The 16,554-nt window shown below is 61.0% G+C and carries 17 protein-coding genes; 2 read left to right on the forward strand and 15 right to left on the reverse strand.

Annotated elements, in window-relative coordinates; genetic code table 11:
• Nucleotides 1-116: 116 nt before the first annotated feature.
• The 4 genes from AYB31_RS07070 to gorA all read right to left on the reverse strand — a co-directional run bounded on the left by AYB31_RS07070 (nt 117) and on the right by gorA (nt 3,475).
• Nucleotides 117-776: a paraquat-inducible protein A gene (locus tag AYB31_RS07070; RefSeq protein ID WP_068827161.1), complete on the reverse strand. Its 660-nt coding sequence runs from the start codon at nt 774-776 to the stop codon at nt 117-119.
• Nucleotides 763-1,410 carry a paraquat-inducible protein A gene (locus AYB31_RS07075; RefSeq protein ID WP_236715517.1) on the reverse strand — a complete coding sequence of 216 codons (648 nt, stop codon included), beginning with the start codon at nt 1,408-1,410 and terminating at the stop codon, nt 763-765. Before AYB31_RS07075 ends, AYB31_RS07070 begins: the two co-directional genes overlap by 14 nt.
• A 75-nt stretch (nt 1,411-1,485) precedes the next feature.
• Nucleotides 1,486-2,109: a trimeric intracellular cation channel family protein gene (locus AYB31_RS07080; protein WP_068827165.1), complete on the reverse strand. Its 624-nt coding sequence runs from the start codon at nt 2,107-2,109 to the stop codon at nt 1,486-1,488.
• Between the two features lie 7 nt (nt 2,110-2,116).
• Nucleotides 2,117-3,475, reverse strand: a complete 1,359-nt coding sequence (gorA, locus tag AYB31_RS07085; RefSeq protein WP_068827167.1) for a glutathione-disulfide reductase — start codon at nt 3,473-3,475, stop codon at nt 2,117-2,119.
• A 68-nt stretch (nt 3,476-3,543) separates the two neighbouring features.
• On the opposite strand from gorA, the gene AYB31_RS07090 reads away from it, so the two are divergent.
• A complete protein-coding gene (locus tag AYB31_RS07090; protein ID WP_068827169.1) occupies nt 3,544-3,966 on the forward strand; it encodes a VOC family protein in 423 nt (140 codons plus the stop codon).
• Between the two features lie 43 nt (nt 3,967-4,009).
• Here AYB31_RS07090 and galU read toward each other — a convergent pair whose 3' ends face one another.
• The 10 genes from galU to ppsA all read right to left on the reverse strand — a co-directional run bounded on the left by galU (nt 4,010) and on the right by ppsA (nt 14,326).
• A complete protein-coding gene (gene galU, locus AYB31_RS07095) occupies nt 4,010-4,849 on the reverse strand; it encodes a UTP--glucose-1-phosphate uridylyltransferase GalU (RefSeq protein WP_068827171.1) in 840 nt (279 codons plus the stop codon).
• A gap of 44 nt (nt 4,850-4,893) precedes the next feature.
• The gene (locus AYB31_RS07100; RefSeq protein ID WP_068827174.1) at nt 4,894-6,255 is read right to left on the reverse strand and encodes a UDP-glucose dehydrogenase family protein; all 1,362 of its coding nucleotides are present in this window, start codon (nt 6,253-6,255) and stop codon (nt 4,894-4,896) included.
• A gap of 132 nt (nt 6,256-6,387) precedes the next feature.
• A complete protein-coding gene (locus tag AYB31_RS07105) occupies nt 6,388-7,347 on the reverse strand; it encodes an OmpA family protein (protein WP_068827176.1) in 960 nt (319 codons plus the stop codon).
• A 136-nt stretch (nt 7,348-7,483) separates the two neighbouring features.
• Nucleotides 7,484-8,074 (reverse strand): RNA polymerase sigma factor SigX, encoded by a 591-nt coding sequence (gene sigX / locus AYB31_RS07110; RefSeq protein ID WP_068827178.1) that lies wholly within the window; start codon nt 8,072-8,074, stop codon nt 7,484-7,486.
• Between the two features lie 88 nt (nt 8,075-8,162).
• A complete protein-coding gene (locus AYB31_RS07115) occupies nt 8,163-8,987 on the reverse strand; it encodes a mechanosensitive ion channel family protein (protein ID WP_068827180.1) in 825 nt (274 codons plus the stop codon).
• A 4-nt stretch (nt 8,988-8,991) separates the two neighbouring features.
• Complete coding sequence (locus AYB31_RS07120) at nt 8,992-9,231, reverse strand: CrfX protein (protein ID WP_068827182.1); 240 nt, start codon at nt 9,229-9,231, stop codon at nt 8,992-8,994.
• A gap of 55 nt (nt 9,232-9,286) precedes the next feature.
• Nucleotides 9,287-10,267 carry a CorA family divalent cation transporter gene (locus tag AYB31_RS07125; protein WP_068827184.1) on the reverse strand — a complete coding sequence of 327 codons (981 nt, stop codon included), beginning with the start codon at nt 10,265-10,267 and terminating at the stop codon, nt 9,287-9,289.
• Nucleotides 10,268-10,313: 46 nt separating this feature from the next.
• Complete coding sequence (gene rraA, locus AYB31_RS07130) at nt 10,314-10,802, reverse strand: ribonuclease E activity regulator RraA (protein WP_068827186.1); 489 nt, start codon at nt 10,800-10,802, stop codon at nt 10,314-10,316.
• A gap of 103 nt (nt 10,803-10,905) precedes the next feature.
• Nucleotides 10,906-11,892, reverse strand: a complete 987-nt coding sequence (locus AYB31_RS07135) for an alpha/beta fold hydrolase (protein ID WP_068827188.1) — start codon at nt 11,890-11,892, stop codon at nt 10,906-10,908.
• 61 nt (nt 11,893-11,953) lie between these two features.
• The gene (gene ppsA, locus AYB31_RS07140; RefSeq protein WP_068827309.1) at nt 11,954-14,326 is read right to left on the reverse strand and encodes a phosphoenolpyruvate synthase; all 2,373 of its coding nucleotides are present in this window, start codon (nt 14,324-14,326) and stop codon (nt 11,954-11,956) included.
• Between the two features lie 155 nt (nt 14,327-14,481).
• On the opposite strand from ppsA, the gene ppsR reads away from it, so the two are divergent.
• Complete coding sequence (ppsR, locus tag AYB31_RS07145) at nt 14,482-15,300, forward strand: posphoenolpyruvate synthetase regulatory kinase/phosphorylase PpsR (protein WP_068827190.1); 819 nt, start codon at nt 14,482-14,484, stop codon at nt 15,298-15,300.
• Between the two features lie 66 nt (nt 15,301-15,366).
• Here ppsR and prpF read toward each other — a convergent pair whose 3' ends face one another.
• Nucleotides 15,367-16,554: a 2-methylaconitate cis-trans isomerase PrpF gene (gene prpF / locus AYB31_RS07150; RefSeq protein WP_068827192.1), complete on the reverse strand. Its 1,188-nt coding sequence runs from the start codon at nt 16,552-16,554 to the stop codon at nt 15,367-15,369.

Below are 16,554 nucleotides of genomic sequence, written 5' to 3' on the forward strand. Positions count from 1 at the left end.
ATAGAAGTTGACTGAAATAAAAATCCGCAAAAAGCGATCCAGCAAGGGTGCTTTCAGCGTCTAGAGAAAAGTTTCAAATTAGATTTGTTTCTTTGTTGCGGAGTCGCAAGTCAGCATCAAGGCTGCACCGCTTCCTCCTCGCTGCCCGCTTCTACTTCGAGATCGTTCTGTTCGTCAAAGGTGTTGTCCCAGATGAGCCTGGGATCGAAGGTCACTGCGGCCAGCATGGTGAGGATTACTACGCTGGCGAATGCTGCCGCGCCGGGACCTGCCGTGATGGTGGCTAGATTGCCGAAGTTGATCAGCGACACCAGGATGGCGATAACGAAGATGTCGAGCATCGACCAGCGCCCAATCCATTCGATGAAACGGTACATGAGGATGCGCTGCCTGGCGGACATCGGCTGGTGACGCTGCACCGAGTACAGCAGCATGGCGATACCAACCAGCTTGAAAGTCGGCACCAGGATGCTGGCGACGAAGACCACCAGCGCGACTGGCAGCATTTCCGCATGGATCAGCTCCAGGACGCCGCCCATGATGGTCGAGGGCATGCCCCTGCCCAGCGAGCTGACGGTCATGATCGGCAGGAGGTTGGCGGGGATATACAGAATCGCTGCGGTGATCAGCAGTGCCCATGTGCGTACGATGCTGTTCGGGCGTCGTGCATGCAGCTTGGAGCCGCAACGCGCGCAGTGCTGAACTTCACCTTCACGCAGATATTCGAGCTTGTGGCAGTCGTCGCATACGATGATGCCGGCATCAAGCGCGCGCATGGCTGTCGTCCCCGTTCAGTTCTTCCCATACCTGATGCGGCGACATGCTCACTTCCAGCCAGACCTGCGTCAGCATGAGGGCCACGAAGCAGGCCAGACCAACGCCCAGGTGCAGGTCCGCCATGTCGATCAGCTTGACGATGGAAACGATGATGCCGAACAGGTAGACCTCGAGCATCCCCCATTCGCGCATATGGTGATAGACGCGGTAGCAGCCGATGGCGCGTGGCTGCCAGGCCGGCCTATTCAGGCTGAGCAATACGAACAGTTGGCACAGCAGCTTGAGCAATGGCACCAGCATGCTGCACAGAAACACCACGGCGGCGACACCTTGCATGCCGGAGTGATACAGCCCCACTACCCCGCTCCACACGGTGTCCACGGCATTCTGCCCAAGGATATTGAGCTGGATGATCGGCAGGAAATTGGCTGGCACGAATAGGATCAGCGCCGTCAGCACCAGCGCCAGGCAACGCCGGCGCATCTGCGAACGATGCACCACCAGCTCGTAACCGCAGCGTGGGCAACTGGCCTTCTGCTCCTCACCCAGATGGGGATGATGCATCAGCAGGTCGCACTCGTGGCAGGCGATCAGTTGTTCCAGCGGAGGTAGTTCCTTTACCGATTCGATCACTTGCCGGGATTGCTCCATCACTGACCTCGCCGCTTTGCCAACGCAGACAACTATAGATACTACTGGCCAGCGCGCTCAGTCGCGATCCAGCAGGTGAAAACGTGGCAGGGACAAATGCCAGCGAATCGCTGCCAGGCGTGTCAGCAAGACGGTCAGCATGGCAACGCCGGTATCCAGCCAATGCGGCGTCTGTAGCTCGCGCAGGAGGATAAAGACCAGGGAGCCGAGCAGACAGGCGGTGGCGTAGATTTCCTTCTGGAAGATCAGCGGGATCTCGTTACAGATCACATCGCGCATCACACCACCGGCCACGCCGGTCATCACACCCATGATCAGCGCCGTGCTGTAGGGGACGTTGTGTTGCAAAGCCACTTCCGTACCAATCACGGTGAACACCGCCAGGCCGAAGGCGTCGGCGATCAGCAGGCCGCGTTCGTGAATCGGCTGGGTCAGGCGTACCCAGAGCACGGTGCCGACTGCTGCGATGGAAGCCACCAGGATGTAGGTGTCGTTGCGGATCCAGCTGACTGGGTGGTTGTCCAGGATCAGGTCACGCAAGGTGCCGCCGCCAAGGGCGGTGATGATGGCGATGACCAGCACGCCGAACAGATCCATGGATTTGCGTCCAGCCATGAGCGCTCCAGTGATGGCGAAAACGGCGACACCGAACAGGTCGGAGAGGTAGAAAATTTGCTGCATGATGCCTTCAGCTGGCGACGGGGGCGCGCATGGTAACAAACTCCTCTGCAGCCGTTGGGTGAATCCCCAGCGTCTCGTCGAACACCTGCTTGGTTGCCCCGGCTTTGATCGCTATGGCTAGCCCCTGGACGATTTCGCCGGACTCCGGCCCGACCATGTGGCAGCCAAGTACGCGGTCACTCTGCGCATCCACCACCAGCTTCATCAGCGTGCGTTCCTGCTGCTCGGTCAGTGTCAGCTTCATCGGCCGGAAACGGCTTTCGAACACTTTCACCTGATACCCCCCTGCCCTGGCCTGTTCTTCGCTCAGGCCAACAGTGGCGATGTTGGGCAGGCTGAACACGGCGGTCGGGATGTTCTGGTAATCGACGGGCCGATACTCCTGCGGACGGAACAGCTGACGCGCCACGGCCATGCCTTCGGCCAGCGCAACGGGGGTCAGCTGCACTCTGCCGATCACGTCGCCGAGGGCGAGAATCGAAGGCTCGCGGGTGCGGTAGTTCTCATCGACGGCCACGAAACCCTTTTCATCCAGGGTGACGCCGGTATTTTCCAGCCCCAGGTTGTCCAGCATCGGCCGCCTGCCGGTGGCATAGAACACACAGTCGGTGGCCAGTTGGCGGCCATCTTTAAGCGTGGCGAGCAGGCTGCCATCGGCCTGGCGCTCGATGCGTTCGATATCGCTGTTGAACTGCAGATCGAGTCCTTTCTTCTCCAGCTCTTCCTTGAGGTGCTGGCGCACGGCGCCATCGAAGCCGCGCAGGAACAGTTCACCGCGGTACAGCAGCGAGGTCTGCGCGCCCATGCCGTGGAAGATCGAGGCGAACTCGACCGCGATATAACCACCGCCTACCACCAGCACGCGCTTGGGCAGCTGTTCGAGGAAGAAGACTTCGTTGGACGTCGTCGCCAGTTCCTTGCCGGGCATATCCGGCACCTGCGGCCAGCCGCCGGTGGCGATGAGGATATGCTTGGCGCTGTAGCGCTGTCCGTTGATTTCCACTTCATTTGGGCCCAGCAATCGGGCGTGGCCCTCCAGCAGCGTGACGCCACTGTTCACCAGCAGGTTGCGGTAGATGCCATTGAGGCGCTGGATCTCACGATTCTTGTTGGCGATCAGCGTCGGCCAGTCGAACTGCGCAGCGCCAAGGCTCCAGCCGTAACTGGCAGCCTGCTCGAAGTCGTCGGGGAAATGCGCGCCATATACCAGCAGCTTCTTCGGCACGCAGCCGACATTGACGCAGGTGCCGCCCAGATAGCGACTTTCGGCCACCGCCACGCGTGCACCGAAGCCCGCGGCGAAGCGGGCCGCACGCACACCGCCGGAACCGGCACCGATTACGAACAGATCGAAGTCATGAGTCATTGGCAATTCTCCTCCAGGTCGCGCCAGCATACCGGAGAGTATGCTGATAGCACGAAGGAGGATTCGTTATGCGCCCGACCCTGACCCATGTCGCCCTGCATGTGCCGCAGCTGGAACCCTGCGTGGCGTTCTACCGCGACTTCTGTGGCATGCAGATCATCCACGAACGCGCCGGCAAGGGCGCGAAGATCGTCTGGATGGCCGAGCCCGGCAAGGAGCACCAGTTCATCTTCGTGATCATGCCGGGCGGCAACGACCGGCAGTTGGCTGCCGACGACTACAGCCACTTCGGCTTCGCCGTCGACAGCCGCGAGCAAGTCGACGCCATTGCCGCCCGCGCCGCAGAAAGCGGCTGCCTGGTCTGGCCGCCACGCGACGAGCCCTATCCCGTGGGTTACTACTGCGGCTTGCGCGACCCGGCCGGCAACTACGTGGAGTTCAGCTACGGCCAGCCGCTGGGACCTGGTTCCGAAGCGATGCCGATCCCCTGAAACGACAAAGCCACCCGCAGGTGGCTTTGTTCGGTGGCGTGGCTCAGAAGGCCTTGCCGGTCTTGTACAGATGCTCGAAGCAGAAGTTGGTTGCGTCGATGTAGCCTTCCGCACCACCGCAGTCGAAGCGCTTGCCCTTGAACTTGTAGGCAATCACGCAGCCATCCTGGGCCTGTTTCATCAGCGCATCGGTGATCTGGATTTCGCCGCCCTTGCCCGGCTCGGTCTTCTCGATCAGGTCGAAAATATCCGGAGTCAGGATGTAGCGGCCGATGATTGCCAGGTTGGAGGGCGCGTCTTCAGGCTTGGGTTTTTCGACCATGTTGTTCACGCGGAAGATGTCGTCGCGGATCATCTCGCCAGCGATCACACCGTACTTGAAGGTCTCTTCCTTCGGCACTTCCTGAATGGCAACGATGGAGCAGCGGAACTGGTTGTAGAGCTTGACCATCTGCTGCAGCACACTATCGCCCTCCAGGTTCAGGCACAGATCGTCGGCCAGTACCACGGCGAACGGCTCGTCTCCAATCAAGGGGCGGCCGCTGAGGATGGCATGGCCAAGGCCTTTCATCTCGACCTGGCGGGTGTAGGAAAAGCTGCATTCATCGATCAGCTTGCGGATGCCTACCAGGTACTTTTCCTTGTCGGTGCCCTGGATCTGATGTTCCAGCTCGTAGCTGATGTCGAAATGGTCTTCCAGCGCGCGTTTACCGCGACCAGTGACCATGGCGATCTCGGTGAGGCCTGCTTGCAGGGCCTCCTCGACGCCATACTGGATCAGCGGCTTGTTCACGACCGGCAGCATTTCCTTGGGCATGGCCTTGGTGGCTGGAAGGAAGCGCGTGCCGTAGCCGGCGGCTGGAAACAGGCATTTCTTGATCATGGGAATCCTTGCAACTGCACAGCAAAAAGTGCCGCCCAGTCTAATCAGGCAGCGCTGGCCTTACAATGACCGGCCTGGGGCCGACCTATCCCGCGATACAGAAATCCATGCCCGACGATCTCCTCCGGATCGTAGATATTGCGCCCGTCGAACAACACCGGCATGCGCATAAGCCCGCGAATACGGGAGAAGTCCGGCTGACGGAATTGCTTCCATTCCGTGACCAGCACCAGAGCATCCGCGCCACCGACCGCGGCGTAGGGCGACTCGTCCAGTTTCAGCTTGCCAGAAGTCACAGCCTCTTCGTAACGCCTGGCAACGCCGCTACAAGCAACGGGATCGCAGGCCTGGACCCTGGCGCCCGCCGCGAGCAGTGCATCGAGCAGCACCAGGCTGGGCGCTTCACGCAGATCGTCCGTGCCTGGTTTGAACGCCAGCCCCCAGAGCGCCACCACCCTGCCCTGCAAGTGACCATTGAAATGTTCGCGCAAGGCCTGCACCAGTAGCGTCTTCTGCAGCGCGTTGCGCGCCTCCACCGCCCGCAGGATTCCAGGCTCGAAACCTTCCAGTTCCGCCGTGCGGATCAGTGCACGCACATCCTTGGGAAAGCAGGAGCCGCCATATCCACAGCCGGCGTAGATAAAGTGAGTGCCGATGCGCCGATCGCTACCGATACCGCGACGTACGTCCTCGATATCCACGCCCAGACGAGCGCAGATGCCGGCCATTTCGTTCATGAAGGAAATCTTGGTGGCGAGAAAGGCGTTGGCCGCATACTTGGTGAACTCGGCAGCACGCACGCTCATGTGCAGCACTCGCTCATGGTTGCGCAGGAACGGCGCGTAGAGCCGGCGCAGTTGTTCGCGGCTGTCACTGTCGGCGCAGCCCAGCACGACACGATCGGGCCGCATGAAGTCCTCGACGGCACTGCCTTCTTTGAGGAACTCCGGGTTGCTCGCCACGCGAGCGCGAAACGTCATGCCACGCTCGGCCAAGCGCTGATTGATGCGCTGTTCGACTCGCTCCGCAGTGCCCACCGGCACGGTGGATTTGTCTACCACCAGGCAGGCTGAAGTCAGGCAACGCCCTAGCTGGTCGGCCACTGTCAGGACATGACTGAGGTCTGCCGAACCATCTTCGCCGGTTGGAGTGCCCACGGCGATGAACACGACTTCCGCATCGCGCACGCCCTCGGCCAGATCAGAGGTGAAGCTGAGCTGCTCGGTGGCCAGATGCGCCTTGAGCAGCGTGTCGAGCCCGGGCTCGTAAATCGGGACCTCGCCTCTTTTAAGGCGCGCGACACGGAACGGATCGCGCTCGATACAGATCACCTGGTTGCCCATTTCCGCGAAGCAACTTGCCGTTACCAGTCCCACGTATCCCGCACCGATCACGCTCAGTCGCATCGCCCCGCCCTCTTCCCGTTTAGCACGATTGCAGCGCAAGACGGTGGCGGACTGATGACGGTGGTGCGTCGGTTTGGTGACGGGCAATAAAAAACCCGGCCATAGCCGGGTTTTCTGTAAAGCGCAGGCCTATTACTTGGTCTGGGCTTCCACTGCAGCTTCAACGCGACGGTTGATCGCGCGGCCAGCTTCGGTGGCGTTATCCGCAACCGGGCGGGTTTCGCCGTAACCAACGGAGTCAACGCGATCGGCACCTACACCGTACTGGTTGACCAGCACTTCACGAACGGCGGTAGCGCGACGCTCGGACAGTTTCTGGTTGTAGGAGTCAGTACCCACGGAGTCGGTGTGACCTTCCACAGTGGTGCTGGTTTGCGGGTACTGGTTCATGAAGTCGGCCAGGTTCTGGATGTCGCCGTAGCTTTCTTCCTTGACCTTGGACTTGTCGAAATCGAACTTCACGTCCAGCTCAACGCGCACGGTTTCGATCGGCTCGGGAGTCGGAGCGACTTCTTCGACCACCGGAGCCGGCTCAACGACTGGTGCGGGCTTGGAGCCGCCGCCAAAGTTGAAACCGATACCAACGCTCGGGGCCCACTCGGTGTCGCCCTGATCGATGTTGTATTGAGCTTCGACACCCGCGCGGGCGTAGAAATTCTCGGTGAAGTACAGCTTGGCACCACCGCCCAGGTTGGCGAAGGTCGAGCCGTTACGGCCGCCGGCACTGTTCTGACCGATGCTTTGGTCAGAGAAACCTGCGGAGATGTAAGGACGAATGCTGTCGCCCGGAGCATTGAAGTGATACAGAGCGTCCAGCGCAGTATTGGAGCCCTTGATGTTGCGACCGTCGTCGGCACGAGCGTTGTGTACTTCGTCGTAACCCAGACGCAGTTCGACGTCATCGGTCAAGTAGTAACCAACGGAGCCACCAAACAGGTTGCCGGTGTTGTCGAAGTCGCGAGCGCTGTCGAAGAATTCCTTCTTCATGAAGCCTTCGACTTCAACAGCCCCTTGGCCTTGGGCCAGAACGTTCAGAGAAGTGGTAGCCACCAGCGAACCGATGACAACGCCCAAGGTGTTTTTCAGTTTCATCCGTAAATCCCCTAAAAAGACGATTCGAATTGCCAGGCCGGCGGCCGGGAACAATTCGGCGGCGAGTGTAACAAATATACCCATTGCCATGGAACGAGCTAATAGCTCGCACGGCACTGAGAGTTTTGGAAATTAATTAAGTTTCGCTGTCTGTCGCGAATTTCTCACGCAAGCGATCAAGGGCACGCTTGTAACGCATCTTGGTGGCACTAAGGCCCATGTGCATGATGTCGGCGATTTCCTGAAACTCCAGTTCTGCAACAAAGCGTAAAACCAGGATTTCACGATCGATTGGATTGACATGTACCAGCCAACGATCCAGACCGCCCTTCTCTTCTAGCTTCGGCGCTTTCTCTTCGGAGGCTTCTTCCAACGGGTCCAAACTGAGCGCATCCATCAGGCGCCGTTTACGGCGCTCTTTCCGGTATTGGGTGATGCACTCGTTATAAGTGATGCTATATAGCCATGTCTTGAACTTGGACTTGCCTTCGAAGTTCTTCAGGCCATATAGAACTTTCAGCATTACTTCCTGGCAGACATCGTCTGCATCGCGGTCGTTACCCAGGTAACGGGCACAAACATTGAAGAGCGTGCGCTGGTAACGCCGCATCAGCTCCTCATAAGCGCGAGTGATGTGGAATAGCTCGACGTGAGCACGCTGCACCAGCTCCTCGTCCGAGAGCTCGCGTGGGTCATACCGCGTAGGAAGCGATTGGGCCTTGTTCAAAACGACTCGTGCCGGCTGGTCAGATCAATGACAGCGCCAACCCGCAACGCGGGCAGCGCTGGACGCATACATTAGCAGGGTTGGCGCCTCAGCGGCTGCTGACGCGCTGTTCGAGCAGGGTACGGTTTGCCACCGAAACCAGCTCTCCCTCTTCGGTGAGCAGCACCGTCTTGACGGTACCTATCTCCTCGATCTGCCCTTCGACCTCGCCGATCTTTACTTGTTGCCCGACTTCATAGAGTTCACGCACATAGATGCCGGCCAGAATCTGCCCTGCTATCTCGCGGCTCCCCAGCCCCAGCGCCAATGCCACGGCCAGGCCCACCGAGATCAGCACGATGGCGATGACGTTGTTCAGCAGGTCGGTTTTGACTTCCAGCTGGCCGATCGCCACCGAGATGCTGATGATGATCACCATGCCCTGAGCGACACGCCCGAGGCCGGCCGAGTAATCCAGTCCCACGCCCTCGGCAGCGCCGCGCACCAGGCTGCTGACCAGCTGGGCCAGCAGCACACCGGCCAGCAGCACCAGGGCGGCACCGAAGACCTTGGGCAGATACAGGGCCAGCACGTCGAGGGTGGCCGAAACACGCTGCAGCCCCAGGGATTCTGCGGCAGAGACCAGGAAGATCAGCAGCACGAACCAGTAGATGATCTTGCCGATCAGGGTCGATACCGAGACCTGGATGCCGACCCGCGCCAGCAACTTGGTCAGCCCGGTACCCGCCATCAGGCGATCCAGACCGAGCTTGGCCAACAATTTCGACAGCAGGGTATCCAGCAGCTTGGCTACCACAAAGCCCAGCAGGCCGAGCACAAGCGCCACGAACAGGTTGGGGATGAAGCCTGCGATCTTGCTCCACAGCGTGGTCATGGCCGCTACCAGGGCCTGGGTCCAGGGGTCGAGTTCCATAATGTCAGTCAGCCTTGTTTGCGGAGCGGGCGGTGGAGCGGGAAACCGGCATTACATGTGCCGATCCATTGTTGAGCGCGATCATCAACGCTTCGAGGCCACGCCCCATAAGGCCGAACAGATCACCGACGCCAACCTGGCGGTTGGCCGTCTTGAGCACGCGCCCCAGGGTCGCGTCATCGTCATGTTCCACTGGCGCCGACTTCAACAGATCGCGCAGGGACTCTTCAAAAGGATCGTACATGCGTACCTCGCACGAATTTGTTGCCTAGACGTGGCCACACCGCCACAGGTCACATTCACAACCAGCGCAGGCGGCGAAACAGCCAGACCTGAAACACGACCAATGCGCCTATCAGCGCGCAGGTCAACAGGAAGCCATGCTCGCTTTCGCTGCCGGGAATACCGCCGACGTTGATGCCCAGCAGCCCGGTGAGAAAACTCATGGGCAAGAACAGGCCAGTGATGATGCCGAGTAAGTACATGGTGCGGTTCATCTTGTCGCTCATGCGCCGCTCCTCGGACTCCAGCACCAGCCCGACGCGCTCACGCACCATTTCCAGCTCTTCCAGATAGCGCATCAGACGATTGTTCAGTTCGTTCCACTGATCACCGTCACCGAAGCCGCTGCGCGCCAACTGGGCGAACAGCTCGCGCTGCGGCGCCAGGAAGCGACGCAGCCCTGCCGCACGCCTGCGCAAGTGCAGGATCAGGTCATGGTCCGGTACGTAGCGCTCGTCACTGTCGAGCTGTTCTTCTTCGCTATCCAGCTGTTCGGCCAGTTCATCGAGCAGCCCTTCTACTCGTGCCGTGAGCTGATAGGCCAGCTCCAGCACCAGTTGTGCCGCGTCACACGGCCCCTCCCCTCGCTGAAACTGGGCGATCAGCTCCTCGGTTGCGCGCAGTGGCCGCAGACGCAGGGAAATCACTCGGTGCGGCTCGGCATGGATGCGTACCGACACCATGTCCTCGGGCTCCGCCCCCGGATTCAGGTTGACCCCGCGGAGAAACAGCAGCAGTTGCTGCTGTGCGAGGTTCAGCAGGCGCGGACGCGTGTTCTCCTCCAGCAACAGGTCGCAGGCAAACTCGCTGAGATCGCTGTTTTCGCGCAACCAGGCGCTGGTCTGCGGGTGACCACGATCCCAGTGCAACCAGAGGCTTTCGTGGTCGGCGAGCTGCAGCCCCTGCAATTGCTCATAACCAATGCTTCGAGCGCCGCCCTGGCCGTCCAGCACAAAGGCCTGCACCAGGCCGGACTGCGGATAGTTCTGCTCATCCATGCGCACATCTGCGCCTTGCAGGGCCGCCCTGGCAGCCCGTCAGGCTTTACTCCGGCATTTTCAGCGGTTCGGGGGAGACGATCACGCCGTTGTTATCGGCATACACGTAGTGGCCCGGCTTGAAGGTCACGCCGCCGAAGGTGACGGCCACATTGAGGTCGCCCAGGCCGCGCTTGTCGGTCTTCATCGGATGGCTGGCCAGGGCCTGCACGCCCAGCTCGGTCTGTGCCAGTACATCGACATCTCGCACGCAGCCGTAGATAACCATGCCTTCCCAGCCATTTTTGGCTGCTTTCTCGGCGATCATGTCGCCCAGCAGCGCGCGACGCAGGGAGCCGCCACCGTCCACCACCAGCACCTTGCCCTGCCCTGGCAGATCCGCCTGGGATTTGACCAGCGAGTTGTCCTCGAAGCATTTGACGGTGACGATTTCGCCACCGAAAGAGTCGCGACCACCGAAGTTGGCAAACATGGGTTCGACAACCTGTACCAGCTCCGGGTAGGCGTCGCACAGGTCGGGGGTGACGTAATGCATGGCAAAACTCCTATGGATTGAAACTCGATTATTCGCTGCAGAGACAAGTAATCAGCTGAGGCAGGATGGGCTTCAACGCTGGGCTAAGCGAACTTGCCACAGCTTAGCCGCATGCCTCGGCACTTGTAACCAGGACTCCCTCGGGCAAGCACTGGTTCCATAACCAATGCGCCGCCAACGGCCAGACCTCGGCTTGCGCCTCCTTACTGACCAGCATCTCGACATGGCCGAAGTCGCAGCTGAAACCAGCGGACTTGCCCAGCTCGACGAAACTGCGTGGCGCCGAGGCAGCTTGCTCATACAGCTTGCGACAGGCCCAGGTCGGGTCCTGCAGATCGCCGGCCGCCGCCACGGCCAGCAGGGGCACTCGGCTTTCGGCAAGACCGCCCCACCAGTCCTTGTCAGCATCGCCGAAGCGACCGAACAGGCGATGCCAGCGCAGGCTTTCCAGCGCCAGGCCGATGGGCTCATCTTCCGGGCCGCGCTTGAAGCGTGCCCCGGATACATGATGAAAGCCCTTGAGCAGCAGGCGACTGCCCCACTCTACGGGCGGCACCTTGAGCGGCCAGTAGATACGACTGATCTGACTGCCGAAAAGGGCAACCGAAGCCGCGCTTTGCTCATCCAGATACCGGCCACCCAGTGCGGCCGCCAGGGTGATACCGCCCAGGGAGTGACCGATCCAGTGCGGCACCTGCCCGCTCTGCTCGCGTACGAAGGCCGCAATGGCCGGCAGGTCGTAGCGGGCATAGTCGGCCACCGTGTTGTACTTGTACGCCTGATTGCGTGGCGACAGGCCATGCCCGCGCATTTCGGCGATCCATACATCGAAGCCGGCACGGGCCAGGTAGGCCCCCAGACCAATGCCGCGCGGTGAATACCAGAAACGGCGATTGGAGAAACTGCCATGCAGCAGTATCACCGGCGTGCCCCGGCTTTCCTGGCTGGCCAGACCCAGGCGGGTCAGCGCCAGTTCGACGGAGGAGTCCGGGCTGTTGCCCGGCTTCAGTCGATAGACATCCTCGCTCAGGTCGCCACGCAACTCGGCGCCAACCAGGGCAACGGGAAACAGATCGCTACTGCTTTGCATCTTCGATCACGCACAAAAAAGGGCGGGGTAAGCCCCGCCCTTGGCTATTGATAACTGTCGCTTAGGCCTGCTGGCCTTCGGCCAGGAAGAACCAGGTCTCCAGCACCGAGTCCGGGTTCAGGGAAACGCTTTCGATGCCCTGCTCCATCAGCCACTTGGCCAGATCCGGGTGGTCCGATGGCCCCTGACCGCAGATGCCGATGTACTTGCCAGCCTTGTTGCACGCGGCAATGGCGTTGGCCAGCAGCTTCTTCACCGCCGGATTACGCTCGTCGAACAGGTGCGCGATGATGCCGGAGTCGCGGTCCAGGCCTAGAGTCAGCTGGGTCAGGTCGTTGGAGCCGATGGAGAAGCCGTCAAAGAATTCAAGGAACTCTTCGGCAAGCAGCGCGTTGGACGGCAGCTCGCACATCATGATGACCTTCAGGCCGTTCTCGCCGCGGGCCAGGCCGTTGGCCGCGAGCAGATCGACCACCTGACTGGCCTCGCCGAGGGTGCGCACGAACGGCACCATGATCTCGACGTTGGTCAGGCCCATCTCGTTGCGCACCTTCTTCAGGGCGCGGCACTCCAGCTCGAAGCAATCGCGGAACGACTCGCTGATGTAGCGCGAAGCACCACGGAAACCGAGCATCGGGTTCTCTTCTTCCGGCTCGTACAGCTTGCCCCCGATCAGGTTGGCGTATTCGTTGGACTTGAAGTCCGACAGACGCACGATGACCTTCTTCGGCCAGAAGGCCGCGGCCAGGGTACTGATGCCCTCGACCAGTTTCTCGACGTAGAAACCGACCGGATCGTCGTAGCCGGCGATGCGCTTGTCGACGCTGTCCTTGATCTCTGCCGGCAGAGCGGCATGGTTCAACAGCGCTTTCGGGTGTACACCGATCATGCGGTTGATGATGAATTCCAGGCGGGCCAGGCCGACACCTTCGTTGGGCAGCTGGGCGAAGTCGAAGGCGCGATCCGGGTTGCCGACGTTCATCATGATCTTGAACGGCAGCTCGGGCATGGCATCGACCGAGTTCTTGCGAATGTCGAAGCCCAGCTCGCCCTCGAAGATGAAACCGGTATCGCCTTCGGCGCAGGACACGGTCACGCCCTGGCCATCGCGCAGCACCTGAGTGGCGTTGCCACAGCCCACGACCGCCGGAATGCCCAGCTCGCGGGCGATGATCGCCGCGTGACAGGTACGCCCGCCGCGGTTGGTGACGATGGCACTGGCGCGCTTCATCACCGGTTCCCAGTCCGGGTCGGTCATGTCGGAGACCAGCACATCGCCCGGCTGGACCTTGTCCATCTCGGAAACGTCGTGGATCACCCGCACCTTGCCGGCGCCGATACGCTGGCCGATGGCGCGACCTTCGACCAGTACGTTGCCCTTTTCCTTCAGCAGGTAGCGCTCCATGACGGTAGCGCTGGCGCGGCTCTTCACGGTTTCCGGGCGAGCCTGCACGATGTACAGCTTGCCGTCGTCGCCGTCTTTGGCCCACTCGATGTCCATCGGGCGGCCGTAGTGCTTCTCGATGATCATCGCCTGCTTGGCCAGCTCGCTGACTTCGGCGTCGGTGAGGCAGAAGCGCGCACGATCAGCGCGATCGACATCGACGGTTTTCACCGACTTGCCGGCCTTGGCTTCTTCGCCATAGACCATCTTGATCGCCTTGCTGCCCAGGTTGCGGCGCAGGATGGCTGGGCGACCCGCTTCCAGGGTGGCCTTGTGCACGTAGAACTCGTCCGGGTTGACCGCACCCTGCACCACGGTTTCACCGAGGCCATAGGCGCCGGTGATGAACACCACGTCGCGGAAGCCGGATTCGGTATCCAGGGTGAACATCACGCCGGCAGTACCGGTTTCCGAACGCACCATGCGCTGCACGCCGGCGGACAGGGCGACCAGCTTGTGGTCGAAGCCCTGGTGCACGCGGTAGGAAATGGCGCGGTCATTGAACAGGGAAGCGAATACTTCCTTGGCGGCACGGATCACGTTGTCCACGCCGCGGATGTTCAGGAAGGTTTCTTGCTGGCCGGCGAAGGAGGCGTCCGGCAGGTCTTCGGCGGTCGCCGAGGAGCGTACGGCAACGGCCATATTGGCGTTGTCGCCAGCCATCAGAGCGAAGGCTTCGCGAATTTCACGGTCGAGACGTTCGGGGAACTCAGCCTCCATCACCCACTGACGAATCTGAGCGCCAGTCTTGGCCAGGGCGTTGACGTCATCCACGTCCAGCGCATCGAGCGCGGCATGAATGCGGTCGTTGAGGCCGCTCTGTTCGAGGAAGTCGCGGTAAGCCTGGGCGGTGGTAGCGAAGCCGCCAGGGACAGAGACACCAGCACCTGCCAGGTTGCTGATCATTTCGCCCAGGGATGCGTTTTTGCCCCCTACATGCTCCACATCGTGGACGCCGAGCTTATCGAGGGAAACTACGTACTCAACCAAGGTGAACTCTCCACTGTACTTGGCCCAGCCAGCGCAGACGCGCTGCATCCTGGCTTTGCCGCAAGGAAATAAGTCACAATGCCAGCCAGTACGGGCCCGGCAAAGGGGGCCTATGATAGCCAAGAATCGTTCCTGACTTAAGGCCTTTGGCGCAAATGAAACGAACCGCTTTTTTCATCTCCGACGGCACCGGCATCACTGCCGAAACCCTCGGCCAGAGCCTGCTGGCCCAATTCGAGAATATCGTCTTCACCAAGCTCACGCGCCCCTATATAGACAGCGTGGACAAAGCGCGCGCCATGGTACAGCAAATCAATAATGCTGCCGAGAAAGACGGCGCCCGGCCGATCATCTTCGATACCGTGGTGAACCAGGAGATTCGCGACGTCCTGGGCCAGTCCGATGGCTTCATGATCGACATCTTCTCGACCTTCCTGGCTCCGCTGGAAGCCGAGCTGAGCGAGCACTCTTCCTACTCCGTGGGCAAATCGCACTCCATCGCCAGCAGCAGCAACTACATGGAGCGTATCGAGGCAGTGAACTTCGCCCTCGACAACGACGACGGCGCCCGCACCCACTACTACGACAAGGCCGACCTAATCCTGGTTGGCGTATCGCGCTGCGGCAAGACGCCGACCTGCCTGTATATGGCCATGCAGTTCGGCATCCGCGCCGCCAACTACCCGCTGACCGAAGAGGACATGGAGCGCCTGCAGCTGCCGGCCGCCCTCAAGCCCTACAAGCACAAGCTGTTCGGCCTGACCATCGATCCCGACCGTCTCACCGCCATCCGCCACGAGCGCAAGCCCAACAGCCGTTATGCCAGCTTCGCCCAGTGCGAGTTCGAAGTCCGCGAGGTGGAAAACCTGTTCCGCCGCGAGAACCTGCCCTTCATCAACTCCACGCATTTCTCGGTAGAGGAAATCTCGGCCAAGATCCTGGTGGAGAAAGGTGTTGAGCGCCGCCTTAAGTAACTCTCGCAAGCTACTGATATAAAAAGAAAAGGCTCGCTAACTTCGAGCCTTTTCTAGTTTTGGTCGTTAGATCGAATCACCCGGCACGCGCACCCAGCCTTCCATCAGGATTCGCGCACTGCGCGACATGATGGCCTTGGTCACCGACCACTGGCCGTCACTCAGCACCGCCTGAGCCCCAACCCGCAGGGTGCCGGACGGATGACCGAAGCGCACCGCCTCGCGCTCACCGCCGCCCGCCGCCAGATTGACCAGGGTGCCGGGAATCGCCGCAGCCGTACCGATGGCCACCGCACAGGTGCCCATCATGGCGTGGTGCAGCTTGCCCATGGACAGCGCCCGCACCAGCAGATCGACCTCATTCGCCTCGACCGTCTTGCCGCTCGAGGCCTGGTAGCTCTTGGGCTTAGCGACGAAGGCGATCTTCGGCGTGTGCTGGCGGGTGGCCGCCTCCTCCTCCGTCCTGATCAAGCCCATGCGCAAGGCGCCCGCCACGCGGATTTTCTCGAAACGTGCCAGCTGCTCAGGATCGCCATTGATCTGCTCACGCAGCTCGGTGCCCTGGTAGCCGATGTCTTCGGCATTGACGAACACGGTTGGGATGCCGGCAGTGATCATGGTCGCCTTGAAGGTACCGACACCCGGCACCTCCAGATCGTCGACCAGGTTGCCGGTGGGGAACATCGAGCCGCCCTCCTCGCCATCGTCGGACGGATCGAGGAACTCCAGCACGATCTCGGCCGCCGGAAAGGTCACCCCGTCCAGTTCGAAGTCGCCCGTCTCCTGCACCTGGCCAGCGGTCACCGGCACATGGGCGATGATGGTTTTCTGGATATTGGCCTGCCAGATACGCACTACACACACGCCGTTGTCCGGAATGCGCGCGGGATCGACCAGGCCGGCATGCAGGGCAAAGGCGCCCGCCGCCGTCGAGAGGTTGCCGCAGTTACCGCTCCAGTCGACAAAGGCCTTGTCGATGGAAACCTGACCGTAGAGGTAGTCGACATCGTGGTCCGGCTGGCTGCTTTTCGACAGGATCACGCACTTGGAGGTCGAGGAAGTAGCACCGCCCATGCCATCGATATGCGCGGAATACGGATCGGGACTGCCGATCACGCGCATGAACAGCTTGTCGCGGGCCGTGCCCGGCACCTGACAGCTTTCCGGTAGATCCTGCAGGCGGAAGAACACGCCCTTGCTGGTACCGCCACGCATATAGGTGGCGGGAATTCTGATTTGCGCTGCGTGAGGCAT

This window comes from Pseudomonas sp. BMS12 (assembly GCF_001592875.1).
Taxonomy (GTDB): Bacteria; Pseudomonadota; Gammaproteobacteria; order Pseudomonadales; family Pseudomonadaceae; genus Aquipseudomonas.